The organism is Nocardia sp. NPDC003726, assembly GCF_053586955.1.
The window spans coordinates 138,832-160,724 of record NZ_JBSFNF010000019.1 but is presented as its reverse complement, the minus strand read 5'-3'; the positions used below and the strand labels follow the sequence as shown (position 1 = coordinate 160,724).

21 protein-coding genes are annotated in these 21,893 nt (G+C 69.7%); 10 read left to right on the top strand and 11 right to left on the bottom strand.

Annotated features, from left to right (window positions below; translation table 11 throughout):
• Positions 1–152 precede the first annotated feature (152 nt).
• Together ACWDMM_RS24030 and ACWDMM_RS24025 are read right to left on the bottom strand one after the other, a co-directional pair.
• Positions 153–803 (bottom strand): DUF1003 domain-containing protein, encoded by a 651-nt coding sequence (locus ACWDMM_RS24030; protein ID WP_195082126.1) that lies wholly within the window; start codon positions 801–803, stop codon positions 153–155.
• A 37-nt stretch (positions 804–840) separates the two neighbouring features.
• Positions 841–2,121: a magnesium transporter MgtE N-terminal domain-containing protein gene (locus ACWDMM_RS24025; RefSeq protein ID WP_449939668.1), complete on the bottom strand. Its 1,281-nt coding sequence runs from the start codon at positions 2,119–2,121 to the stop codon at positions 841–843.
• Between the two features lie 63 nt (positions 2,122–2,184).
• On the opposite strand from ACWDMM_RS24025, the gene ACWDMM_RS24020 reads away from it, so the two are divergent.
• The 3 genes from ACWDMM_RS24020 to ACWDMM_RS24010 are packed head-to-tail and all read left to right on the top strand — an operon-like array spanning position 2,185 to position 4,230.
• A complete protein-coding gene (locus tag ACWDMM_RS24020) occupies positions 2,185–3,141 on the top strand; it encodes an HpcH/HpaI aldolase/citrate lyase family protein (RefSeq protein ID WP_195082124.1) in 957 nt (318 codons plus the stop codon).
• A 12-nt stretch (positions 3,142–3,153) separates the two neighbouring features.
• Entirely contained in the window at positions 3,154–3,645 is a 492-nt protein-coding gene (locus tag ACWDMM_RS24015) for a general stress protein (protein ID WP_195082123.1), read from the top strand.
• A gap of 3 nt (positions 3,646–3,648) precedes the next feature.
• Entirely contained in the window at positions 3,649–4,230 is a 582-nt protein-coding gene (locus ACWDMM_RS24010; RefSeq protein ID WP_195082122.1) for a suppressor of fused domain protein, read from the top strand.
• Positions 4,231–4,240: 10 nt separating this feature from the next.
• Here ACWDMM_RS24010 and ACWDMM_RS24005 read toward each other — a convergent pair whose 3' ends face one another.
• Complete coding sequence (locus ACWDMM_RS24005; protein ID WP_357207859.1) at positions 4,241–5,332, bottom strand: magnesium and cobalt transport protein CorA; 1,092 nt, start codon at positions 5,330–5,332, stop codon at positions 4,241–4,243.
• 75 nt (positions 5,333–5,407) lie between these two features.
• On the opposite strand from ACWDMM_RS24005, the gene ACWDMM_RS24000 reads away from it, so the two are divergent.
• From ACWDMM_RS24000 to ACWDMM_RS23985, 4 genes are all read left to right on the top strand, one after another.
• Complete coding sequence (locus tag ACWDMM_RS24000; protein WP_195082121.1) at positions 5,408–6,262, top strand: PHP domain-containing protein; 855 nt, start codon at positions 5,408–5,410, stop codon at positions 6,260–6,262.
• A gap of 5 nt (positions 6,263–6,267) precedes the next feature.
• Positions 6,268–6,525 (top strand): hypothetical protein, encoded by a 258-nt coding sequence (locus ACWDMM_RS23995; RefSeq protein ID WP_323124372.1) that lies wholly within the window; start codon positions 6,268–6,270, stop codon positions 6,523–6,525.
• Positions 6,526–6,576: 51 nt separating this feature from the next.
• Positions 6,577–8,115: an FAD-dependent oxidoreductase gene (locus tag ACWDMM_RS23990; protein WP_449939663.1), complete on the top strand. Its 1,539-nt coding sequence runs from the start codon at positions 6,577–6,579 to the stop codon at positions 8,113–8,115.
• A gap of 494 nt (positions 8,116–8,609) precedes the next feature.
• On the top strand, positions 8,610–9,806 hold the full coding sequence (locus ACWDMM_RS23985) for a malic enzyme-like NAD(P)-binding protein (RefSeq protein WP_397071423.1): 1,197 nt from the start codon (positions 8,610–8,612) through the stop codon (positions 9,804–9,806).
• Positions 9,807–9,961: 155 nt separating this feature from the next.
• Here ACWDMM_RS23985 and ACWDMM_RS23980 read toward each other — a convergent pair whose 3' ends face one another.
• The 4 genes from ACWDMM_RS23980 to ACWDMM_RS23965 are packed head-to-tail and all read right to left on the bottom strand — an operon-like array spanning position 9,962 to position 13,442.
• Positions 9,962–10,696, bottom strand: a complete 735-nt coding sequence (locus tag ACWDMM_RS23980) for an ABC transporter permease (RefSeq protein ID WP_449939661.1) — start codon at positions 10,694–10,696, stop codon at positions 9,962–9,964.
• The gene (locus ACWDMM_RS23975; protein ID WP_449939659.1) at positions 10,693–11,352 is read right to left on the bottom strand and encodes an ABC transporter permease; all 660 of its coding nucleotides are present in this window, start codon (positions 11,350–11,352) and stop codon (positions 10,693–10,695) included. Before ACWDMM_RS23975 ends, ACWDMM_RS23980 begins: the two co-directional genes overlap by 4 nt.
• Positions 11,353–11,395: 43 nt before the next feature.
• Positions 11,396–12,544, bottom strand: a complete 1,149-nt coding sequence (locus tag ACWDMM_RS23970) for an ABC transporter ATP-binding protein (RefSeq protein WP_357207761.1) — start codon at positions 12,542–12,544, stop codon at positions 11,396–11,398.
• Positions 12,545–12,557: 13 nt separating this feature from the next.
• Positions 12,558–13,442: a glycine betaine ABC transporter substrate-binding protein gene (locus ACWDMM_RS23965; RefSeq protein WP_397071483.1), complete on the bottom strand. Its 885-nt coding sequence runs from the start codon at positions 13,440–13,442 to the stop codon at positions 12,558–12,560.
• A 218-nt stretch (positions 13,443–13,660) separates the two neighbouring features.
• Here ACWDMM_RS23965 and ACWDMM_RS23960 point away from each other — a divergent pair, with 218 nt between their 5' ends.
• The 3 genes from ACWDMM_RS23960 (at position 13,661) to ACWDMM_RS23950 (ending at position 17,063) form a co-directional block, all read left to right on the top strand.
• Positions 13,661–14,551, top strand: a complete 891-nt coding sequence (locus ACWDMM_RS23960) for a glycine betaine ABC transporter substrate-binding protein (protein WP_357109981.1) — start codon at positions 13,661–13,663, stop codon at positions 14,549–14,551.
• 324 nt (positions 14,552–14,875) lie between these two features.
• Positions 14,876–15,574, top strand: coding sequence for a PadR family transcriptional regulator (locus ACWDMM_RS23955; protein WP_195082113.1), 699 nt, complete (start codon positions 14,876–14,878; stop codon positions 15,572–15,574).
• A 10-nt stretch (positions 15,575–15,584) separates the two neighbouring features.
• Positions 15,585–17,063 (top strand): DHA2 family efflux MFS transporter permease subunit, encoded by a 1,479-nt coding sequence (locus tag ACWDMM_RS23950; RefSeq protein ID WP_357109984.1) that lies wholly within the window; start codon positions 15,585–15,587, stop codon positions 17,061–17,063.
• Positions 17,064–17,103: 40 nt separating this feature from the next.
• Here ACWDMM_RS23950 and ACWDMM_RS23945 read toward each other — a convergent pair whose 3' ends face one another.
• The 4 genes from ACWDMM_RS23945 to ACWDMM_RS23930 all read right to left on the bottom strand — a co-directional run bounded on the left by ACWDMM_RS23945 (position 17,104) and on the right by ACWDMM_RS23930 (position 21,879).
• Positions 17,104–17,334: a Uma2 family endonuclease gene (locus tag ACWDMM_RS23945; RefSeq protein ID WP_195082111.1), complete on the bottom strand. Its 231-nt coding sequence runs from the start codon at positions 17,332–17,334 to the stop codon at positions 17,104–17,106.
• Between the two features lie 34 nt (positions 17,335–17,368).
• Positions 17,369–18,931, bottom strand: a complete 1,563-nt coding sequence (locus ACWDMM_RS23940) for a molybdopterin-dependent oxidoreductase (protein WP_195082110.1) — start codon at positions 18,929–18,931, stop codon at positions 17,369–17,371.
• A 120-nt stretch (positions 18,932–19,051) separates the two neighbouring features.
• A complete protein-coding gene (locus ACWDMM_RS23935; RefSeq protein WP_195082109.1) occupies positions 19,052–20,845 on the bottom strand; it encodes an AMP-dependent synthetase/ligase in 1,794 nt (597 codons plus the stop codon).
• 119 nt (positions 20,846–20,964) lie between these two features.
• Entirely contained in the window at positions 20,965–21,879 is a 915-nt protein-coding gene (locus ACWDMM_RS23930) for an alpha/beta hydrolase (protein WP_195082108.1), read from the bottom strand.
• Positions 21,880–21,893 lie beyond the last annotated feature (14 nt).

Below are 21,893 nucleotides of genomic sequence, written 5' to 3'. Positions count from 1 at the left end.
CCCGAACCACTCACCACCACACCAGCAACAACCAAAGCCGAGACCGTTATCGGAGCAGATACACGCATTCGGCCACACCCAATCCTCGACGTCGTGGGAGCGGCCGTCCGGGACATCCCCTGCCCAGGCCGCTCTGGACAACGTTGTCCAGGTTACCCACCGGTCAGGTCCTTATTCGGTATTTCCGGTTGATCAGGGCTTATCGACGGTGAAACCCCTGCTGGAGCGGCCTTTCGGCCGGAGCTTTTCTTGCGACCGCCCTTTGCGCCGCTTTCCGCCCTGGCCTCCTGATCCGGGGATTCCGCCGACTCGATTCGGTCCAGAATGCCTTTCAGCTCTTCCAATTCCCGGCGCAGGTAATCGCGGGTGGCCACTTCGCCGACCGCGATGCGCAGCGAGGCGAGTTCGCGGGCCAGGAACTCGGTGTCCGCCTTGGTCTGCGCGGCCCGCACCCGGTCCTCCTCCAAGGCGACCCGGTCCCGGTTGTCCTGCCGGTTCTGCGCCAGCAGGATCAGCGGCGCCGCGTAGGCGGCCTGGGTGGAGAACGCCAGGTTGAGCAGGATGAAGGGATACGGGTCCCAGCGCAGCGCGACCACGAACACGTTCACCGCGATCCAGACCAGCACCACGATCGTCTGCACCGCCAAATACCGACCGGTCCCTAAGAATCGGGCCACCCGTTCGCTGCTGCGGGCCAAAGCCTCGGCGTCCCACTCGAATCGGAACCGGCTTTCCACCGGCGTCTCCAGCCGTTGGCGGGCCCTGCTGGGACCGAGCCGCGCGCCCGGGTCGTTCTCGCTCACGGTGTGTCCTTTCGGGCGGGCGCGGGGCCGTGCGGGCTCACGCTCCGCCCCGCTCGTCGGTCTCTTCCTGGTCGCGCCAGTCCTCGGGCAGCAGGTGGTCCAGGACGTCGTCGACGCTGACCGCGCCGAGCAGGTGGTTCTCCGCGTCCACCACCGGTCCGCAAACCAGGTTGTAGGTCGCGAAGTACCGGGTCACCGCGGCCAAGGGCAGTTCGGGGCGCAGCGGCGACAGATCGGTGTCGAGAATGCCGCCCACCAGATGGGCGGGTGGCTCGCGCAGCAATTGCTGGATGTGCACCGAACCGAGGTAGCGGCCGGTCGGCGTGGCGGTGGGCGGACGGACCACGAACACCATGGAGGCCAGCGCGGGGGTGAGGTCGGGGTTGCGCACCCGCGCCAGCGCTTCGGCCACCGTCGTCGACGGCGTCAGGATGACCGGTTTCGGCGTCATCAGGCCGCCCGCGCTGTAGGGAGAGTGCTCGAGCAGCCTGCGCACCGGCTCGGACTCCTGCGGGTCCATCAGGGCCAGCAGCGATTCGGCCTCGCCCTCGGGCAGTTCGCCCAGCAGGTCGGCGGCGTCGTCGGGGTCCATCGCCTCCAGCACGTCGGCGGCCCTGCGCACCTCGAGGTGGCCGAGCAAGTCGACCTGTTCGTCGTCGGGCAGTTCCTGCACCACGTCGGCCAGGCGTTCGTCGTCCAGCGCGACGGCCACCTCGATGCGCCGCTTCTCCGGCAGCTCGCGCAGCTGCTGCGCCACGTCGGCAGCGCGCATGCCCTCGAAACCTTCGAGTAGTTGTGTGACGTCCTGTCCCGGCCTGCCGATCTCGTACGGCGTCAGACCGGACACCCTGCTCCAGTCCACCACGTGCACCGTGCGCCTGCGGCCGAGCCTGCGGTGCCCGCGCACGGCCACCCTGCTGACCAGCCAGTCCCTGGAACGGGTCTGCTCGATGCCGAGATCGGCCACGTGGACGTCGATGCCGGCGAGGTCGGGCAGGTCCGGGTCGTCGACCCGCACCACCGAGTCGACGATCTGCGCCAGGGCCAGCATCTCGCCCGGTCGCTGGGTGAAACGGCGCAGGCTGACCGTTCCGGTGTTCAGGGTGACCACGCCGGGCTCGATCGCGGTGATCCGCAGGATCGGCACGAAAATACGCCGCCGGGTGGGCAATTCGACGACCAAGCCGTGTACCCGTGGCTGCTGGCGGTCGGATCGGACGGCCACGACGACGTCCCGGATCCGGCCGATAGACTCCCCGTCCGGTCCCAGTACCGCCAAACCGGCCAGCCTGGCGACGTACACCCTGGTAGCTGCCATGCTGCCAAGGCTAGATGTTCGCGGGCGGGTGTTCGCATCCCGCCACGATCGACGGGAGTGATCATGAAGCCGCGCCGTTCGGTGCTCGCCTGCCCCGGCAGCAACACGAAGATGATCGAGAAGGCCAAGACGCTGCCCGTCGACGAGGTGTTCCTCGATCTGGAGGACGCGGTCGCCCCGGTAGCGAAGGCCGAGGCGCGGGCGAACATCGTCGCGGCGCTGAACGACTCCGGGTGGGGAACGCAGCTGCGGGTGGTCCGGGTCAACGACTGGACCACCGAATGGACCTACGCCGACGTCATTTCCGTGGTCGAGGGCGCGGGCGCGCGGCTGGACGCGATCCTGCTGCCGAAGGTGACCGACGCGGGCCAGGTGCGCGCGCTGGATCTGCTGCTGACCCAGCTGGAGAAGACCTGCGGCCTCGAGGTCGGCCGGATCGGCATCGAGCCGCAGATCGAGAACGCGCTCGGGCTGCGCAACATCGACGCGATCGCCACCGCGAGCCCCAGGGTGCAGACCCTGGTCTTCGGCCCGGCGGACTTCATGGCCAGCATCAACATGCGCACCCTGGTGGTCGGCGAGCAGCCGGAGGGCTACGACACCGGCGACGCCTACCACCACATTCTGATGACCATCCTGCTCGCGGCGCGCGCCCACGGCCTCCAGGCGATCGACGGGCCGTACCTGCAGATCCGGGACGTGGAGGGCTTCCGGAGGGCCGCCGCGCGCACGGCCGCGCTCGGCTTCGACGGCAAGTGGGTGCTGCACCCCGGCCAGATCGAGGCGGCCAACGAGATCTTCAGCCCGCGGCAATCGGACTACGACCGGGCCGAGGAGATTCTGGACGCCTACGCCTTCCACACCTCGGCGGCGGGCGGGGCGCGCGGCGCGGTGATGCTCGGCGACGAGATGATCGACGAGGCCAGCGCCAAGATGGCCCAGGTGATCGCGGAGAAGGGCCGCGCGGCGGGCATGACGCGCACCACGCGTTTCACACCACCGCGAGATGCGTCGGAATAGCAGAATGGAACCATGACGAATCCCTTGGGGAACTCGAGCCGCGCGCGACAGGCTCTCCCGACGCCTCCCTCGGGCTGGCCGGTCGGCTCCTACCCGACCTACGCCGAGGCGCAGAAGGCGGTCGACTATCTGGCCGACAACCAGTTCCCGGTGCAGGACGTGACCATCGTCGGTGTCGACCTGATGCAGGTCGAGCGGGTTCTCTATCGGCTGACCTGGGGCAAGGTGATCGGCGGCGGCGTGGTGTCGGGCGCCTGGCTCGGCCTGTTCCTCGGTCTGCTGCTGAGCCTGTTCACCACCAGCGGCGCCCTCGGCCCGCTGGTCGTCGGCTTGGTCGGCGGCATCATCTTCGGCCTGATCTCGACCTCGATCCCGTACGCGGCGACCAGGGGCCAGCGCGATTTCGCGTCCACCATGCAATTGGTGGCGGGCCGCTACGACGTGCTGTGCGATCCGAAGTCGGCCGAGCAGGCACGGGACATGCTCGCGCGGTTGGCGATCTGACGCATGGAAGTGCTGGAGACGGTCCGCACCGAGGTGCTGGGCCATTTCGGCGTGGACGCCGCGAGCGTCGACGCCGCGTCGGTGACGTTTCTCGGCTTGGAGCCGATCGAGATCCTGCGCATCGTCGCGGGCGACCTGGTGCACTACGTGACGCTGGGCGGCAGCAGGCATCCCATGGGCGATCCCACCGAGGTGCACGCCGATCCGCTGCGCGGGCCGCGCGCGGAACTCGTGCTGACGTTGCGGTCGGGGGTGGGCGCAAGCTCCGGCCTGGCCAAATCGCTCGGCGTGCTGGCCGCCGCGCCGGTGGTGGAAGGCGTTGTGCTGCAAGCCGACGCGCTGCTCGACCTGGGCGAGCCGATGTGGCGCGACGCGCCGTTCACCGCGGTCCTGCTCGGCGACAGCGACATTCCAGAGGTGCCGTTGCCCGACCCGGCCGACCCGGTTCGCTACTTCGCGGTGACGCCGGTGACCGCGACGGAGGCGGCGTGGGTCCGGGTGCGTGGCGCGCAGGCGTTGCGGGAGGCGTGGCAGGAGGCGGGCATCGACGTGCGCGACCCGAGGCGCGGCGCCGCCAGCCTGTGATGCCGCCCGGCTACAGCCACTTGTTGCGGCGGAAGGTGAAGAACAGGCCGGTGCAGATGACGAGGATGAGCACCCACACCATGGGGTAACCCCAGACCTGGTGCAGTTCGGGCATGTGGTCGAAGTTCATCCCGTAGATGCCCGCGATCATCGTCGGTACGGCCGCGATCGCCACCCAGGCGGAGATCTTGCGCATGTCGGTGTTCTGCTGCACGCCGATCCTGGCCAGCGCCGCGCTGATCAGCGCGCTGAGCGCCTCGTCGAAATCGTTGATGCGCTCGGCCACGGCGGCGTGATGTTCGGCGACGTCGCGCAGATAGCGCCTGACTTCCTTCGGCACCGGCAGATCCGGCTTGTGGCTGAGCAGTTCCAGCGGCGCTGCCAGCGGGTTCACCGCGCGCCGCAGCTCGACCACCTCCCGTTTGAGCTGGTAGATGGATTCCACCGTGACCTTGCTGCGGGGGGTGAAGATCTCCTCTTCCATCTCGTCGATGTCGTTCTCGACCGACTGGGCCACCTCGATGTAGGAGTCCACGATCCGGTCGGCGATCGCGTGCAGCACCGCGCCCGGTCCGAGCGCCAGCTGCGCGGGATCCTCCTCGAGAGCCTTGCGCACCTCGGCCAGCCCGGAATGCTCACCGTGACGGACGGCGACCACGAAGTCGGGGCCGGTGAACACGATGATTTCGCCGGTCTCCACGATCTCGCTGATGCTGTTCATCTCGTGCGGGACATAGCTGACCGTGCGCAGCACCAGCAGCAGCGAATCGTCGTACCGCTCCAGCTTCGGCCGCTGGTGCCGTTGCAGGGCATGCTCGGTGGCCAGTTGGTGCAGTCCGAACGTCTCGGCGATGTCGTTCATCTGGGTGTCGTCGGGATCGTGCAGGCCCACCCAGACGAATCCGTTGGCCTCCTCGCGGGCGCGCGCGAGGGCCGCCTTGTGGGTGAATCGTCCGGGCAGGCGCTTACCGTCCACGTACACCGCGCAGTCGACGATCGCCTGCGCCGTCGGAACCGGGATGAACCGCTGCCCTTGCTGCGACGGCGTCCGGCCGGATCCACGAAGTGACGAAAGCGGGGAGAAGGACGGCACGCTGACGATGCTACGTCGCCCCGGCCTGGCGGAACTTCGCCTGCGCGTGCGGGACGACCTCGCGGCACTGTAAGACTTGAAGGCGTGCGCATCGACCTGCATACCCATTCGACCGCGTCCGACGGCACCGACACTCCGGCGGAACTCGTGCGAAACGCGGCCGCCGCGGGCCTGGACGTGGTGGCGATCACCGACCACGACACCACCGCCGGATGGGCGGAAGCGGTCGAGGCGCTGCCGAAGGGGGTGACCCTGGTCCGCGGCATGGAGATGTCCTGCGTCGGCCTGGGGGAGGACGGCTGGCCGGTGCCCGTACATTTGCTGGCCTACCTGTTCGATCCGACCCACCGTGGCTTCGCGGAGGAACGCGAGCGGCTGCGCGCCGAACGGGTGGAACGGCTGCGCGCCATGGCCGAGCGGATGGCGGCCGACGGACTGCCCATCGATCCCGACGCCGTGCTGGCCTCGGCCGGGCCGTCGGCCGGGCGCCCGCATCTGGCCCGCGCGCTGGTCGCCGCGGGCGTGGTGGCGAGTGTGGACGCCGCGTTCGACGAACTGCTCGCGCCGCACGGCCCGTACTACGCCGAGAAGGCCGACACCCCGCTGCGTCGCGCGGTGGAGATGATCGCCACCGCTGGCGGTGTCAGCGTGCTCGCGCACACCAGGGCGCGCAAGCGGGGCAGGCTGCTGGCCCTCGACGACATCCGGGAGCTGGCCGCGCTCGGCCTCGGCGGCCTCGAGATCGCGCACCCGGACCACTCCGCGGCCGACCGCGCGTTGCTCACCGATCTCGCCGCGGAATTGGGCCTGCTCACCACCGGTTCGTCGGACTACCACGGGACGAACAAGACCATCCGGCTCGGCGAGTTCACCACCGATCCCGAGCAATTCGAGAAGCTGGCCGGCAAGGCCTCCGGCGTTCCGGTGATCGCCTCGTGAGACTGGTGCGCGGCCTCAGCGGCATCGTCGCCGGCGGCACCGTGGTCGGCATGCTGATCGTGGTCGGCGCCGCGGTCATCGCGCAGCGGCGCGGCTTTCCCGGTCCCGGTGGCGAATCGGTCGCCTGGCATGTGGCGGCCGCGGTGGTCGCCCTCGGGGCGCAGATCTATTCGGATCGGCATCGTGGTTGGGCCGCCTTTGCCGGATCGATGGTCGTTTTTCTGGCTGCTGGACTATTGCTGTGGACGCAATGGTGGAGCTGACCCCCGAGTTTTGGTTGCGGGCCGATGAATTGTGCCCGAACATTTTTCTTTATGACCGAACTCGAGACGGACGTACTGGTAATCGGCGGTGGTCCCGCCGGTGCCTGGGCGGCCGTCTCCGCCGCCGCGGCCGGCGCCGCCGTGGTGCTGGTCGACAAGGCGCGCTGCGGGTCGAGCGGGCCGACGGCGTACGGCGCGATCCCCCTGTGGCACCTTCCGCCCGGCCCGGCGCGGGACGAGGCGGTGCGGCGCGGGCACGCGCACGGCGGCGCGCTGGGTGATCCGGAGTGGATGCACCGGGTGCTCGAGGAGACCCATCAGCGGATCGAGCAATTGGCCCGGTGGGGTTATCGCATCACCGGTGACCCGGCGCGTCCGGCGCGGCGCAGCTATCTGGACGGCGGCCGCTATCTGCGGCGAATGCGCCGCGCGGCCCGGGAAGCCGGGGTGCGCGTATTCGATCATCACCCGGCGCTGCAACTGCTGGCCGACCCCGAGGGTGTGGTGCGCGGCGCCACCGGATTGTGCGCCCAGGACAAGTTCCGGCGCTGGACCGTGCGTGCGGGCGCGGTCGTGGTCGCCACCGGCGGCTGCGCGTTCCTGTCCGGCGCCGCCGGCACCGACGTGGACACCGGCGACGGCTTGCTGTTCGCCGTGGAAGCGGGCGCCGAGCTGTCCGGGATGGAGTTCTCCTGCGCCTACAGCCTGATTCCGCCCGGGAAAGCCGAGCCCGCAGCGCTGCGGAGTCTCGCGTTGCGCTTCGCCCCGCTCTACGACGAATCCGGCGCGGAGCTGTCGGGGCATCGCTCGGCGGCGCTCGCAGCCATCGCTGGAGGTCAGCGGGTGTTCGCGGCCCTGGACGACGTGCCGGTCGCCCTTCGCTCCCGGCTGGCGCGTCACGGCTTCGTCGACCGCGCCGAACGGGTGCCGCTGCGCGCCGTGCTGGAGGGCACCGTGCGCGGCACGGGCGGGTTGCGCGTCACCGGACCGGATTGCGCGACGACCGTCGCCGGCCTGTTCGCCGCGGGCGACGTGGTCAGTCGCGAGCCGGTCACCGGGGCGGTGAGCGGGTTCGGCGGACTGAGCGCGGCGTGGGCGATCGCCTCCGGCGTCTGGGCGGGCGCGGGCGCGGCGAAGTTCGCCAGGACAGCTGACCGGCGCGTCCCCGTGCGCGAGGTGCCGGGGGCCGGGCTCAACGCCGTGGCGCGGATCGACCCGAGGGCGGTGATCGGCCTCGTGCAGGAGCACACCTTGCCGTTGCGGCGCAGCTACTGGCGCAGCGCGGGCAGCCTGCGCGACAGCATCGCCGAACTCGACGGCATGTGGCCGGGGGCGGAATTCGACCTCGGCGGCAGCGGCGCCGAGCTGCTGTGGGCCCGGCAGGCCGCCGCGCTGCTTGCGGTGGCGCGCTGGACGAAATACAGCGCGCTGACGCGCACCGAGAGCCGCGGCATGCACCGCAGAACCGATCATCCCGGCGCCTCCGACACCTGGCGGGTGCGGCTGACGTCCGGTGGCGTGTGCAAGGTGTGGGTGCGCCCGCACGCGCCCCGAACCGTGCCGGAGCAAGCCCGCGATATCGTCGCGTGAGGGTGCGCCGCCGCGCGCTCGCACTCACACCGTCGCTGCCCCGAGCGGTGCGATCGCTCACCGCACGCGGCCGCTGAACGGGGAGTTTCCGCTTACCTGAAGGTAATTCCCGGCCCATAACGTTGGGTGATGGAGCGCGACACGGCCCAGGGGGTAACCGGTTTGGCAACTTGCCCACCGGACTGGCAGAATGTGTCGGATTCCTTGCCTCCGCCACCGCCGGGTGAGGGAATCACGGAGGTCTCCGCCTCGCCGACGTACCGTCGCGACCCGGGAGATCACACCGCATGTTCTGTCCGGGCCCACCCGCCCGGTTCTGCTCCGCGGATCAGTGCCGCGCCCGTCATCGAGATATCGGCAAGTCGTGTCCGCTCACCCGCAGCCGCTCGAAACACGCCGGTCAGCGCACCCGATGAGCGTAGTGAAAACACTTATACCCATTACCCGGTGGTAACCGTCCCCCGGTTTAGCCCGACCCGAGCAGGAGTGAAATCGTGTCACCTGTGACTGACGCACCGAATGCCACCGCAAGCCTTTCCGAAATCACCAACGACGAAATTTTCGCGGGACATCTCGGCGGCAAGCTCTCGGTCGAACTCAGTGCTCCCCTGGAGACCCAGCGCGATCTGTCGATCGCCTACACCCCTGGCGTGGCCCAGGTCAGCCGCGCGATCGCGGAGGACGAGGCGCTGGCCAAGCGCTACACCTGGACCGATCGGCTCGTGGTCGTGGTCAGCGACGGCACCGCAGTGCTCGGCCTCGGCGACATCGGCCCGCGCGCCTCGCTGCCGGTGATGGAGGGCAAGGCGGCCCTGTTCAAGAAGTTCGCCGGGCTGGATTCGATCCCGATCGTGTTGGACACCAAGGATGTCGACGAGATCGTCGAGACGCTGATCCGCCTGCGGCCGAGCTTCGGCGCGGTGAACCTGGAGGACATCTCCGCGCCGCGCTGCTTCGAAATCGAGAAGCGCGTCATCGAGGCGCTCGACTGCCCGGTGATGCACGACGACCAGCACGGCACCGCCATCGTGGTGCTCGCGGCGCTCAACGGCGCGGCCAAGGTGCAGGGCCGCGGCATCGAGGGCCTGAAGGTCGTGGTGTCCGGCGCGGGCGCCGCCGGTGTCGCCTGCACGAACATCCTGCTGGCCGCCGGTGTCCGCGACGTGACCGTGCTCGACTCGAAGGGCATCGTCAACGCCGAGCGCGGCGACCTCAACGAGGTGAAGGCCGAGCTGGCCACCCGCACCAACCCGCGCGGCCTCACCGGCGGCGCGGCGGAGGCGCTGGCGGGCGCCGACGTCTTCCTCGGCCTGTCCGCCGGTCTGATCGCCGAAGAGCTCATCGCATCGATGGCGCCGGAGGCGATCGTGTTCGCCATGTCCAACCCGGACCCGGAGATCCACCCCGAGGTGGCGCGCAAGTACGCCGCGATCGTGGCCACCGGCCGCAGCGATTTCCCGAACCAGATCAACAACGTGCTCGCGTTCCCCGGCGTCTTCAAGGGCGCGCTGGACGCAGGCGCCCGCCGGATCACCGAGGGCATGAAGATCGCCGCCGCCGACGCCATCCTCAGCGTCGTCGCCGACGAACTCGGTCCGGACAAGATCGTGCCGAGCCCGCTGGACCCGCGGGTCGCTCCGGCCGTCGCCGAAGCGGTCGCGGCCGCCGCCCGCGCCGAGGGCGTCGCGTAACGGCACCCCGCATCAGCCGAAGGGCGCCCATTCGACCGCGAATGGGCGCCCTTTTCACCTCCCGCGCCCGGCCTGACATCGGCGCCGTCGCCGGCTCGAGCGCGCCGGACATCGTCGCGGCACTGCGCGTCACCGATGACTGAACGTTTCGCCGGCTAGCTGCGTACGGTGGCTTCGTCCGCGTCCGGCAGTGGAGCCGCTGATGGACGGGCGACCCGGTGCACGCGGCGCCATCGGTCCACTCCCGGCGCGCTGGCCCACACCGCGACGGCCAGCAGCCCGTCCAGCAGCATCGCCAGCACCGCCACCAGCAGCGCGCCGACCAGCACCCGGTCGTAGCGGTAGAGGCTGATGCCGTCGAAGATGTACCGGCCGAGGCCGCCGAGGTCGACGTAGGCGGCGATCGTCGCGGTGGCCACCACTTGGAGCGTCCCGCCGCGCAGCCCGGTGAGCAGGATGGGCAGCGCGTTGGGCACCTCCACCCGGAACAGGATCTGCCGTTCGGTCATGCCCATGGCGCGTGAGGCGTCCACGACGTCGGCGGGGACGTTCGCGATTCCGGCGTAGGCGCCCGCGAGCAGCGGGGGGATGCCGACGGTGATCAGCGCCAGCAGCGGCGGTATCAGACCGAGGCCGAGCAGCAGCACCAGGAAGGTCAGCAGGCCGAGGGTCGGCAGCGCGCGCATGGCGTTGGCGAAGCCGACCAGCACCGCCGCTCCACGCCGGGTATGGCCGATGATCAGGCCGAGCGGCACCGCGATCACCGCCGAGACGGCCACGGTGAGGAAGCTGTACCAGAGGTGCTGGACGATACGGGTCCCGATGCCGGAAGGGCCGCTCCAGTTGGCGCCGTCGGTGCAGTAGTGCCAGGCGTCGAGGAAGAGGTTCACGACCCGGCGCCTTTCGTCCTGACGTCCGCGCGCACCCACGGCGTCGACCAGCGGCCCAGCGCGTACACCACCCGGTCGGCGACCAGAGCGAGCGCGAGCGTCACGATGATGCCCGCCACGATCTCGTCCGGGTAATCGCGCTGATAGCCCTGGGTGAACAGTCTGCCGAGCCCACCGACGCCGATCAGCGCGCCGACCGACACCATCGCGATATTGGTCACCACCACCACCCGCAGACTGGACACGAAGACCGGCACGGCCAACGGCAGGTCCACCGTGAGCGTGCGGCGCAGCGGGCCGTAGCCCACCGCGTCGGCCGCGTCGAGCACCGTGGCGGGCACCGAATCGAGCGCCGCGGGGACCGCGATCACCAGCAGCGCCGTGGAATAGATGGTGAGCGCGATGATCACGTTCAGTGGATCGATGGCCGAGAGGCCCGCCAGCGGAGGAATGATCACGAACAGCGCCAGCGACGGGACGGTGTAGGCCAGGCTCGCTACGGTCACCGTGACCCGGCGCAGCCACGCCGCCCGCCGCACCAGCGCGCCGGCCGGGATCGCGATCGCCAAGGCAGGCAGTAGCGGCGTCATGGCGAGATAGATGTGGGTCGCGGTGATTCCCATGACCTGCGCGAAGTTCTCGACCAGATACCTCATGCCGCCGCCCGGATTCCGTCGCGCACGGCCGCGTCCGGTTCGTTCACGGCACTCGTTCCTCGAAGAAGTGCCGGTTGCGCTCGGCGTCTTCGTGGGCGCGCTGTCCGGCCAGCTGCTCGAGCACCTCGGCGGCCAGCACCCCGCCGCGCACCGCGCCCGCGCTGTCGACGGCGACGCCGATCCCGGACGGCGAGGAGATCGCGGCGTCCAGCGCCTGGCGCAGGTCGCCGGACGGGGTGAACAGCGAACCGCCCGCCGACATACTGTCGGCGAGTGCGCGGCCGGCCCGGAATCCCTCGACGCCGGTGACGTCCATCCAGCCGATCGGCTTGCCGTCGGCGTCCACCACCAGCACCCACTCGCCCGCCTCCAGCCGCAGCTCGCGCACTTCGTCCGCGACGGCCGTCCGGATGTCGTGCAGCGGAACGTCCTTCGCGGACCGGAAGGACAACCCGCGGTAACCGCGGTCGCGGCCGACGAAGTCGGCGACGAAATCGGTGGCGGGCCGAGCGAGCACGCGCTGCGGCGCGTCGTACTGCTGGAGTACCCCGCCGCGCCCGAACACCGCCACGCGATCGCCGAGCGTGATCGCCTCATCGATGTCGTGGGTGACGAACACGATGGTCTTGTGCAATTCCGCTTGCAGCCTTTGCATCTCGATCTGCAATTCGGCGCGCACCACCGGATCGACGGCGCTGAACGGCTCGTCCATCAGCAGGACCGGAGGGTCGGCGGCGAGCGCGCGTGCCACGCCGACGCGCTGTTGCTGACCGCCCGACAGCTGCGCCGGATACCGCTGGGCCAGCGAGCGGTCCAGGCCGACCCGGTCGAGTACCTCGAGCGCCGCGGCGCGGGCGGCGCGTCGCGAGTCACCGCGCAGCACCGGAACCGTCGCGACATTGTCGACGACCGTCCGGTGCGGCAGCAGGCCGCCGCTCTGGATGACGTACCCGATCCCGCGGCGCAGCCGAACGGGATCGACGGTCGAGACATCCTGTCCGGCCACGGTGATCGTCCCCGAGCTTGGCACGATCATGCGGTTGATCATCCGCATCGAGGTCGTCTTGCCGCAGCCGGAAGGCCCGACGAACACGGTGAACGATCCGGACTCGATGCGCAGATCCAAATCGGTGACGGCGTGCGTGCCGTCCGGATAGGTCTTACTGATACCGGAGAATTCGATATCCGACACCGAATTCCCCTTTCTAGCCCACCGGCTTGTTCAGCCCCTTGGCGGTCACCCAAGCCGCGGCGGCGGCTTTGGGCTCGGTCTTGCCCGCGCCGGAGACCGCCTCGTTGAGCTTGATCAGTTCCGCGGTGGTCAGTTGCGCCGACACCGCGTTCAGCGCCGCGAGCGCCTTGTCGGACTTCTTGCTCGCGTTGAGCAACGGCACCACGTTCTGCGCGGGAAAGTTGTGTTTCGGATCGCCCAGCACCACGAGATCGTTCTGCGTGATGGCGGGCGAGGTGGTGAAGATATTGGCCGCGGTCACCTGGCCTTCCACCAGCGCCCGCACCGTGGCGGGACCGCCGCCGTCGGCGATCCGCACGAAATTGTTCGCCGCGATATCGAGGTTGTAGTTCTTCTTCAGGCCGGGCAGGCCGCCCGCTCGCTCCTGGAATTCGGCGGGCGCGCCGAATTTCACCTCCGGCGAGTGCGCCGCCAAATCCGCGATGGTGCTCAGGTTCCAGCGCTGCGCGGTGGCCCGGGTGACGACGACGGCGTCGGAGTCCTGCCCGGGCGCGGCCGTGCCGATCGCGAGATCGGAACCGAGCGCCGTGCCGAGCGCACTCTCCACGTCGGCCGCGCTGGTGGCGGTGGCGTTCTTGTCCAGGTACTGCAGCAGATTGCCGGTGTACTCGGGGATCACCGAAATGGCGCACTGCCGCAACGCGGGAATGTAGGCTTCCCTGCTGCCGATGCCCAGCTTGGTGTCGACGCTGAAACCGTTGGCGCGCAGCACTTCCGCGTACACCTCGGCGATGGTCTCCGACTCCGGGAAATTCGCGGAACCGACGATCAACCCGTCTCCAGCACAGCTGCCGCCCGCGGCGAGTGGATCGGAATTGCCACAAGCCGACAGGGCCATCGCGACGGCGAGGGCCGTCGCGGCCGCGAGGATGCGGGCCGCGCGCACTGCGACGCGCGCGGCGGGGGTGCGGGTGGATTTCACGAGAGTCCTTCCGACATGACGGCGGGCGCGGTCTCGGCACCGAGCGGCCGCCGGTACATTCTGGGTGTCCATACTGCCCGCTTCCGGGTTTTCCTGTTGGCCGTGTCGAGTCGTCGGAAAGTTGGTGTCGCCGGATGGTGTTGGCCGCGTCACAGCGGGTGCTGGCTCGGTTGCTGGTCGTCGCGTCCGTCGCGCTGGTCGTGTCCTGCGGGAACGACGAGCCGCAGCGGCAGATCACGGTCGGCGCGGGTGACTCGATCGAGTCATCGGTGCTCGCCGAGATCTACGCGGGAGCGCTGGCGCGCACCGGTGCGCGGACCGCGGTGGATCCCGGACTGGGCAGCCGCGCGGATTACCTCGCCGCGCTCGACGCCGACCGGGTCCAAGTGGTCGGCGAGCACACCGGCGCGCTGCTGGCCCATCTCGACGAACGCGCCACGGTGCGGCTGCCCAAGGAGGTGGCGAAAGCGGTGAGCGCCGCTTTGCCCGAAGGCTTGGTCGTCTCCGATCTCGCCGACGGCACCGATCTGCGACCGCGGGTATCGGTCACCGCCCAGTCGGCGGCGCGGGACAGGCTGCGCTCGGTCGGCGACCTCACGCCCCGGTGCGGTGGGCTGACCGTCGGCGTGGCGTCCATGCCCGGCCTGCTGCCGTCGGCTGGAAGCGCTCGCGTCGCCGGGTGTGATTTCGCGGCCACCGTCGCCTTCCCGGATCCCGCGGCGCTGCGGAACGCACTGCTGGACGGCAGGGTTCAGGCCGGTCTGTTCGTCGGCCCTCCCGAGCTCGCGCCCGGCGCGACCGACGGATTGGCCGTGCTGTCCGACGGCGAGTACGCCGTGCGCGCCGAGAACGTGCTGCCGCTGTTCCGCGAAGGACTGCTGGATCAGCGGCAGATCAAGAAGCTCAACTACGTCGCCGGCGAACTGACCACGGACGAGCTGGCCGCCATGATCCGCGCTGTCCGCGACGATGGCGCCGCGCCGAGTGAGGTCGCGCGCGCCTGGCTGGACAAACACGCGTTGTAGGGCACACCGCAGCCGAACACCATCCCGCACAGCGCCGGAGAGGGTCGACCTTCGGCGGGCCTGATCGAGAGGCCATCGAGTACAGCAACTCGATGGCCTCTCGTCGTGTATCGGCCCGGACATCGGGAACGCGATACGCGAGGCGGGCAATTGTGTGACCCATCACGGGCGGCAGCGTCTTGTCCACGGGCTGTTCCACGCCGTATATTCCACGTGGAATATTTAGCGTGGAGCATGTCGGGACCGGGCGATAGCGTGCCGGTCGGCGGCGGGCTCGCGTCGGGGCCGAAGGCCCGGGCGAACGAATGACGGAGGTGATCAGGCATGGGGCAAGGGCAGGCGCATCCATCGGTGACGCCGTTGGCCATCGCCGTGCTCGCGCTGCTGGAGGAGCGGCCCATGCATCCGTACGAGATGTTCCAGACGCTGATCGCGCGGCGGGAGGACAAGCTGGTCAAGGTGCGGCCCGGCTCGCTGTACCACACCGTGTCCCGTCTGGCCGACCAGGAATTGGTCCGCGCCGAGGGCGTCGACCGTGCGGGCAACCGGCCCGAGCGCACCACCTACCGGATCACCGCGCGCGGCAGGGAGGCGCTGCGCGACCGGATCGCCGAAATCGTGCGGCGACCCGTTCCGGAGTATCCGGTCTTCCCGCTTGCGCTGGGGGAATTGCACAATCTGCCCAAGGCGGAGGCGCTCACGCTGCTGCGCGAACGAATCGCCGTACTGGAAAACGAACTGGCCGACGCCGACATGTTGAGCGCGTGGGCCGAAGAGCACGTCGTCCCCCGCCGCTACTGGATCTCCCTGCCCTATCTGCGGGCGATGCTCACCGCCGAGCTCGCCTGGGTCAAGGGATTCACCGCCGAATTGGCCAGCGGCGCACTCGAGTGGGAGGACTTCGACCCGGTGACCGGCGCGCGCTCGGGGGGCGAGCCTGCCGCCGACTCCGCGGTGTCGCCGCCGGTGCCTACCAGCGCCGCGGCGAAATCCGCACCCAGATTTTCGGATGATCCGAGTTAGGAACGAATTGATGTCCACCCAACGCAATCCGTGGCTGGCGCTGCTCGCGCTGGTCGTCGGCTTCTTCATGATCCTGCTGGACATGACGATCGTCGCGGTCGCCAATCCCGCCATCATGACCAACTTGCACGCCGACATCTCCCAGGTGATCTGGGTGACCAGCGCCTACCTGCTCACCTACGCGGTGCCGCTGCTGGTCACCGGACGGCTGGGAGATCGATTCGGCCCCAAGAACATCTATCTGATCGGCCTGGCGGTGTTCACCGCGGCGTCGCTGTGGTGCGGCCTGTCCGGCAGCATCGGCATGCTGATCGCCGCGCGCGCCGCCCAGGGTGTCGGCGCCGCGCTGATGACGCCGCAGACCATGGCCGTGATCACCAGGACCTTCCCGCCGGACCGGCGCGGCGCGGCCATGGGTCTGTGGGGCGGCGTCGCGGGACTGGCGACGCTGGTGGGACCCATCCTCGGCGGTGTGCTGGTGGACGGTCTCGGCTGGGAGTGGATCTTCATCGTGAACGTCCCGGTCGGCGTCGTCGCCTTCGCGTTGGCGGTCTGGCTGGTGCCCGCCCTGCCGACGCACGAGCACAAGTTCGACATCCCCGGCGTGCTGCTCAGCGGCGTCGGCATGTTCCTGCTGGTGTTCGGCATCCAGGAGGGCAACACCTACGACTGGTCGCTGCGGATCTGGCTGCTGATCGGCGCGGGCCTGGTGGTGCTGGCGATCTTCCTGGTCAACCAGGCCAGGAACACCGGCGAGCCGCTGCTGCCGCTGAGCCTGTTCCGTGATCGCAACTTCGCGCTGTCGAATGCCGCGATCGCCGCGATGGGCGCGGCGGTGACCTCACTGATGGTGCCGACGTACTTCTATCTGCAGGCCGTGCGGGAGATGTCGCCGACGAAGTCCGCGCTGGTCTTCGCGCCGATGGCGATCGTGACCGGTTTCTCGGCCCCGCTGGTCGGCAAGTTCGCCGACAAGCTGCACCCGCGGATCGTGCCCACCGTCGGCTTCGGCCTGTTCGCACTGTCGGTGTTCTGCTTCTCGATGCTGATGAAGCCGGACTCGTCGCTGGCGTGGTTCCTGGTGGCCGCGGCGCTGGCCGGTTTCGCCAACGCCTGCATCTGGGCTCCGCTGGCGTCCACCGCCACGCACAACCTGCCGGTCCAGCAGGCCGGGGCGGGCGCCGGTGTCTACAACACCACCCGCCAGGTGGGCTCGGTGCTCGGCAGCGCGGCGATCAGCGCCCTGGTGGCGGCGCGGCTGACGGCGAACGGCCTCGGCGGCGGCCAGGTCGCCGAAGGCGGCGCTGGCCAAGGCCCGCTCCCGGAATTCGTCAAGGATTCTTTCAGCACCGCGCTGAGCCAATCCGCACTGCTGCCCGCTGCCGTCCTGCTCATCGGCGTCGCCGCCTCGGTCCTGTTCATCCGCCACGGCGAGTCCGCACAAGCTCAACCTGAGCGGAAATTGGTCAAGGCAGATCTCAGCAGCTGAAGTCCCGCTGATGCCCGCGCGCAAAGCTTCCGGGCGGGCATCAGCGTGCCAGCACGCCCGGCCTCGTCCAGTCGATTTTGATCTCGATCGGCACATCGATCACCGTCTGCGATTCGCTCGGCTCCAGTTTCCTACGCAATCGGTACTGGCTGAGCACTTGGTCGAGTACATAGACCTCGATCGAATCGACGCAATTGTTCGACACCCAGACGATCCAGTACCACGGGATCCCGGCGAGCGCGTACTCCGCGAGCTTGTCGGCCGTGTCCACACGCTCGGTGCCCGGCGCACGACCATCCGGCGTATCAACCTACGCTGACCGTGACCGAGGGGTAGCCGGTCGCGCCGTCGGGGATGACGTCGCGGCGCTCGGCGGTTTGGGTTTCGCCGGCGCCGTCGGTGGCGCGGGCGCGCAGGGTGTGCGGGCCGGGGGTGGCGTCCCAGTCGAAGACCCACTGGCGCCAGGTGTCGATGGACTGCTCTTCGGAGAGGCGGGCCTGTTGCCAGGGGCCGTCGTCGATCTGGACTTCCACGGCGCTGATGCCGCGATGCTGCGCCCACGCGACTCCGGCGATGGGGATGGTGCCCGGCTGGAGGCGGCCGCGGGCGCGTGGCGTGTCGATGCGGGCGCCGGTCTTGATCGGGCCTTGCGCCGACCAGCCGCGGCGGGTCCAGTACGCGGTGGCGCGGTCGAAGCGGGTGACTTCCAGTTCGGTCACCCATTTGGTGGCCGAGACGTAGCCGTAGAGACCGGGCACGACCAGCCGGGCCGGGTAACCGTGCTGCACCGGAAGCGGTTCGCCGTTCATGCCGATCGCCAAGAGCGCGTCGCGTCCGTCGGTGAGCACCGCCAGCGGCGTCCCCGCGGTCCAGCCGTCGGCGCTGTGCGAGAGGACCATGTCCGCGTCGGGGTGTGGCCCCGCCTCGGCCAGCAGCTGATCCACGCGGTATCCGAGCCAGCGCGCGTTGCCGATCAGGTCCCCGCCCACCGGATTGGACACGCAGGCCAGCGTGACCAGGTGTTCCTCCACCGGGCGAAGCGCCAGATCCGCCCAGTCGAGCCGAATCTCGCGATCGACCATGCCGTGGATGCGCAGCGACCAGCCGTCCTTGGACACCTGCGGCACGATCAGGGCGGTGTCGATCCGGTAGAAGTCGTCGTTCGCGGTCAGGTACGGCGTCAGCCCTGGGACGCGGAGGTCGACGCCGGGCGGGACCGGCTCGGTGGGCGCCGACGGTTCCGGCAACCGCACCGCGGCTCGCTCGCCGGACACGTCGCTGCGGCGCGCGCCGAGCACCCGCCCGCCGATCCCCGTGACCGCCGCCAGCCCGCCGGCCACCAGCAGTCCCCGCAAGACTTGCCTGCGTTCCGGAGCCGCCGAGCCGGACTCCGATGTTCCGCTGGCCGATGCGGGCGAGGCCGCCTCGGCCTGCCGCTCCCCGGACGCCGCGTCGATGCGACGGGTCAGCGCGCGCAGCGAGTAGATGCCGACGGCGACGCCGACGACGGTCGGCAACGCGGCGGCCAGGCCGGTCCGCGATACCGCGATCCATGCCGTGATCACCCCGAACACGGCGAACAACCACGACCCGGCGGCCCGGGTGGTCCGCTCGATCGCACCGGCCACCCCGGCGACCAAAACGGCGATCACGCCCATGATCACGTACAGCGCGGCCTTGTCGCCGGTGCCGAAGGTGGTGATGGCCCATTCCCGCACCCCATCGGGGGTGTGGTCGACCACGGCCGAACCGAGGACGTGCAGCGGCGCGCTGTCGGGGCCGAGGAAGGCCGCGAGCAATTCGGCGACGCCCAGGGTCAGACCCGCCGAGACGATCCCGGCCACCACGCGCGGTCGCAGATCGGCCATGGCATCGAGACTACTGCCGGTCGTCCGCCGCGCGGGTCGGCCACCCACTACTCCCTGGTGGCGGTCCGTGACACGCGAAAAGCGCTGCCCGCGCACGGACAGCGCCTTTCTGCGATCGGTTCAGTTGTAGATACTCGCCACGTCGTCGGCGTGCTGCTTCATCACGACCGCGCGCTTGAGCGACATCTTGGGGGTGAGCTCGCCGGTCTCCTGGGTCCAGTCGATCGTCAGCAGACGGATCTTCTTGATCTGCTCGGCCTTCGACACCTTCTTGTTCGTCTCGGCCACCGCCGCGTTCACCTCGGCGAGCAGATCCGGGTTCTCGATCAGCTTCTCGATCGGGGTGTCGGCGGGCAGGCTGTTGCGTTCCTTCCAGCCGGGCAGCGACTCCGGGTCCAGCGTGATCAGCGCGCCGATGAACGGCTGACCGTCGCCGACCACCATCACCTGGCTGATCAGCGGGTGCGCCCGCAGCGAGTCCTCCAGCAGCGCGGGGGAGACGTTCTTGCCACCGGCGGTGACGATGATCTCCTTCTTGCGGCCGGTGATGGTGATGAAGCCGTCGGCGTCGATGGCGCCGAGGTCACCGGTCTTGAACCAGCCGTCCTCGAAGGCGTCCTCGGTGGCCTCCGCGTTGCCCCAGTAGCCGCTGAACACGACCGAGCCGCGCAGCAGCAGCTCACCGTCCTCGGCGATCTTGGCGGCGTGGCCCTCGATCGGCCGGCCGACCGAGCCGACCCGGATGTGCTCCGGGGTGTTGACCGAGATGGCCGCGGTGGTCTCGGTGAGGCCGTAACCCTCATAGATGGTCACGCCGACGCCGCGGAAGAAGTGGCCGAGCCGCGCGCCGAGCGGGCCGCCGCCGGAGACGGCCGCCTCGCACTGGCCGCCCAGGGCCGCCCGCAGTTTGCTGTAGACCAGCTTGTCGAACAGCGCGTGCTTCAGCTTCAGCACCACGCCGGGTCCGCCGTTGTCCAGCGACTCGCTCCACGCGATCGCGGTCTCGGCGGCGGCGTCGAAGATCTTGCCCTTGCCGCCGTCGTGCGCCTTCTGCTTGGCGCTGTTGAACACCTTCTCGAACACCCGGGGCACCGAGAGGATGAAGTGCGGCCGGTAGCTGCCGAACTGCTCGACCAGGGTGGACCAGTCGGCGGTGTGCGCGACGATCACCTTCGCGTCGAACGCGGCCAGCGCGACTGCGCGGGCGAAGACGTGCGCCAGCGGCAGGAACATGAGGGTCTTCTTGCCCTCGGTGACGTACTTGTGCAGCGCGATCCGGTCGGATTTGGACTCCGCGTACAGGTTCGCGTGGGTCAGCATGACGCCCTTCGGGCGGCCCGTGGTGCCCGAGGTGTAGATCAGCGTGGCGGGCGACTTCGCGCCGACCTGCGCGCGGCGGCCGTGCACGATCTGGTCGTCGAGGTCGGCGCCTGCGGCGGTCAGCTCGTCCAGCGCGCCCTTGTCGATCTGCAGGGTCTGGCGCAGGTCGGGCAGCGACCCGGCTTCGATCTCGTCGATCACCTTGCGATGCTTGTCGCTGTCGACGATCAGCAGCTTGGTGGCCGAGTCCTGCAGGATCCACTTGGCCTGCTCGGCGGCGGAGCTGTCGTAGATCGCGACGGTGCAGCCGCCCGCGGCCCAGATGGCGAAATCGAGGACGGCCCACTCGTAGCGGGTGGGGGCCATGATGGCGACGCGATCGCCGAGTTCGAGACCCGAGGCGATCAGGCCTTTCGCCACCCCGGTAACCGTTTTCGCGAATTCCGCGGCGGTGACGTCCCGCCACCCGCCACCGCCGTTCGGCACGTTGAACAGCACCGTGTTCGGCGACTGCTCGGCGTGGCGGAAGACGTTGTCGGAATTGTTCGCGTCATCCGGAATGGTGTAAGAAGCCGGGACTTCGAACTCTCGCATCAGTGCCCTTCCACGTGGGTTTACTCGCCAGTAATCTACGACACCTGCGCCAGGGCCGTGAGGTCGACCACCGCCAATCGCCTCCGTACATCACCGCAGGCTGGGGACCCGCTCGAATTTCATCCTAGTTCGCGCAGGTCCGCCGGTTGAACGGCTTCGCGCAGGAACTCGGCGAGTTCGCGCAGGACGGCCGCGGCGGGCGCCGCAAGCGCGGCCTGCAGTTGAGCGACGTGCCACAGGCCCTCGCTTTCGGTGAAACGCACCTGCACCCCCGCCGCGCGCAGCGCGGCGACCAGCGCGACGCACTGCCGGTGCAGCAGTTCGCTGACGTCCACCTGCACATAGGTCGGCGGCAGGCCGCGCAACTCGCCGGTCAGCGGGGCGTAGACCGGGTCGGCGGCATCGCCGTCGCCGAGATAGGCGGCGGCGCAGGCGCGTGACCAGGGCTTGCTGATCACCAGATCGCGTTCCCGATCCGGGATCTCGTTCGGGTCTGCCCACGGCGCGATCAAACCGAGCGCGGCCGGGGTCTGCCCGTGCCGGGCGATCAGTCGCTGTGCCAGCGCGAGCGACAGCCCGCCGCCCGCGGAGTCACCGGAGACGGCGATCCGGTCCGGCCGCAGACCTGTCGCCACCAGCTCGAGGAACGCCGCCTCGGCGTCGTCCAGTGCCGCCGGTAAGGGGTGCTCCGGCGCCAGCCGGTAGTCCAGCACGTAGACCGGGCAGCCGACGTCCCGCGCCAGCCGCGCCGCCAGCGAGCGATGTGTCGCGAGCGAGCCGACCGCGTAGCCGCCGCCGTGCAGATAGAGAACCGCGCCGTGCTCGCAGGTCTTCGCGAAGTCGATCCGCTCGGCGGGCCTGCCACCGAGGCGCGTGGGTCGTACCACGGCGCCCGCGGGCAGCAACTGCGCCCGCGAACTCACGTCGAGCAGCCTGCGCTGCAGCGTGAACGGCAACCGCTTGTTCAGCGTGGCCCGGAAGATCGGATTCAGTACCGCCCGCGCCAGCGGCAGGGGCAGGTCGATGTCCCGCATTCGTCGTTCCTCGA

Bases quoted from the DNA above. Each gene is read 5' to 3' on its own strand.
- ACWDMM_RS23935 (WP_195082109.1), bottom strand. From the start codon at position 20,845: ATGCGAGAGTTCGAAGTCCCGGCTTCTTACACCATTCCGGATGACGCG.
- ACWDMM_RS23960 (WP_357109981.1), top strand. From the start codon at position 13,661: ATGGTGTTGGCCGCGTCACAGCGGGTGCTGGCTCGGTTGCTGGTCGTC.
- ACWDMM_RS23955 (WP_195082113.1), top strand. From the start codon at position 14,876: ATGGGGCAAGGGCAGGCGCATCCATCGGTGACGCCGTTGGCCATCGCC.
- ACWDMM_RS24025 (WP_449939668.1), bottom strand. From the start codon at position 2,121: ATGGCAGCTACCAGGGTGTACGTCGCCAGGCTGGCCGGTTTGGCGGTA.
- ACWDMM_RS23990 (WP_449939663.1), top strand. From the start codon at position 6,577: ATGACCGAACTCGAGACGGACGTACTGGTAATCGGCGGTGGTCCCGCC.
- ACWDMM_RS23965 (WP_397071483.1), bottom strand. From the start codon at position 13,442: ATGGCCCTGTCGGCTTGTGGCAATTCCGATCCACTCGCCGCGGGCGGC.
- ACWDMM_RS23930 (WP_195082108.1), bottom strand. From the start codon at position 21,879: ATGCGGGACATCGACCTGCCCCTGCCGCTGGCGCGGGCGGTACTGAAT.
- ACWDMM_RS23950 (WP_357109984.1), top strand. From the start codon at position 15,585: ATGTCCACCCAACGCAATCCGTGGCTGGCGCTGCTCGCGCTGGTCGTC.
- ACWDMM_RS23940 (WP_195082110.1), bottom strand. From the start codon at position 18,931: ATGGCCGATCTGCGACCGCGCGTGGTGGCCGGGATCGTCTCGGCGGGT.
- ACWDMM_RS23975 (WP_449939659.1), bottom strand. From the start codon at position 11,352: ATGAGGTATCTGGTCGAGAACTTCGCGCAGGTCATGGGAATCACCGCG.
- ACWDMM_RS24020 (WP_195082124.1), top strand. From the start codon at position 2,185: ATGAAGCCGCGCCGTTCGGTGCTCGCCTGCCCCGGCAGCAACACGAAG.
- ACWDMM_RS24015 (WP_195082123.1), top strand. From the start codon at position 3,154: ATGACGAATCCCTTGGGGAACTCGAGCCGCGCGCGACAGGCTCTCCCG.
- ACWDMM_RS24010 (WP_195082122.1), top strand. From the start codon at position 3,649: ATGGAAGTGCTGGAGACGGTCCGCACCGAGGTGCTGGGCCATTTCGGC.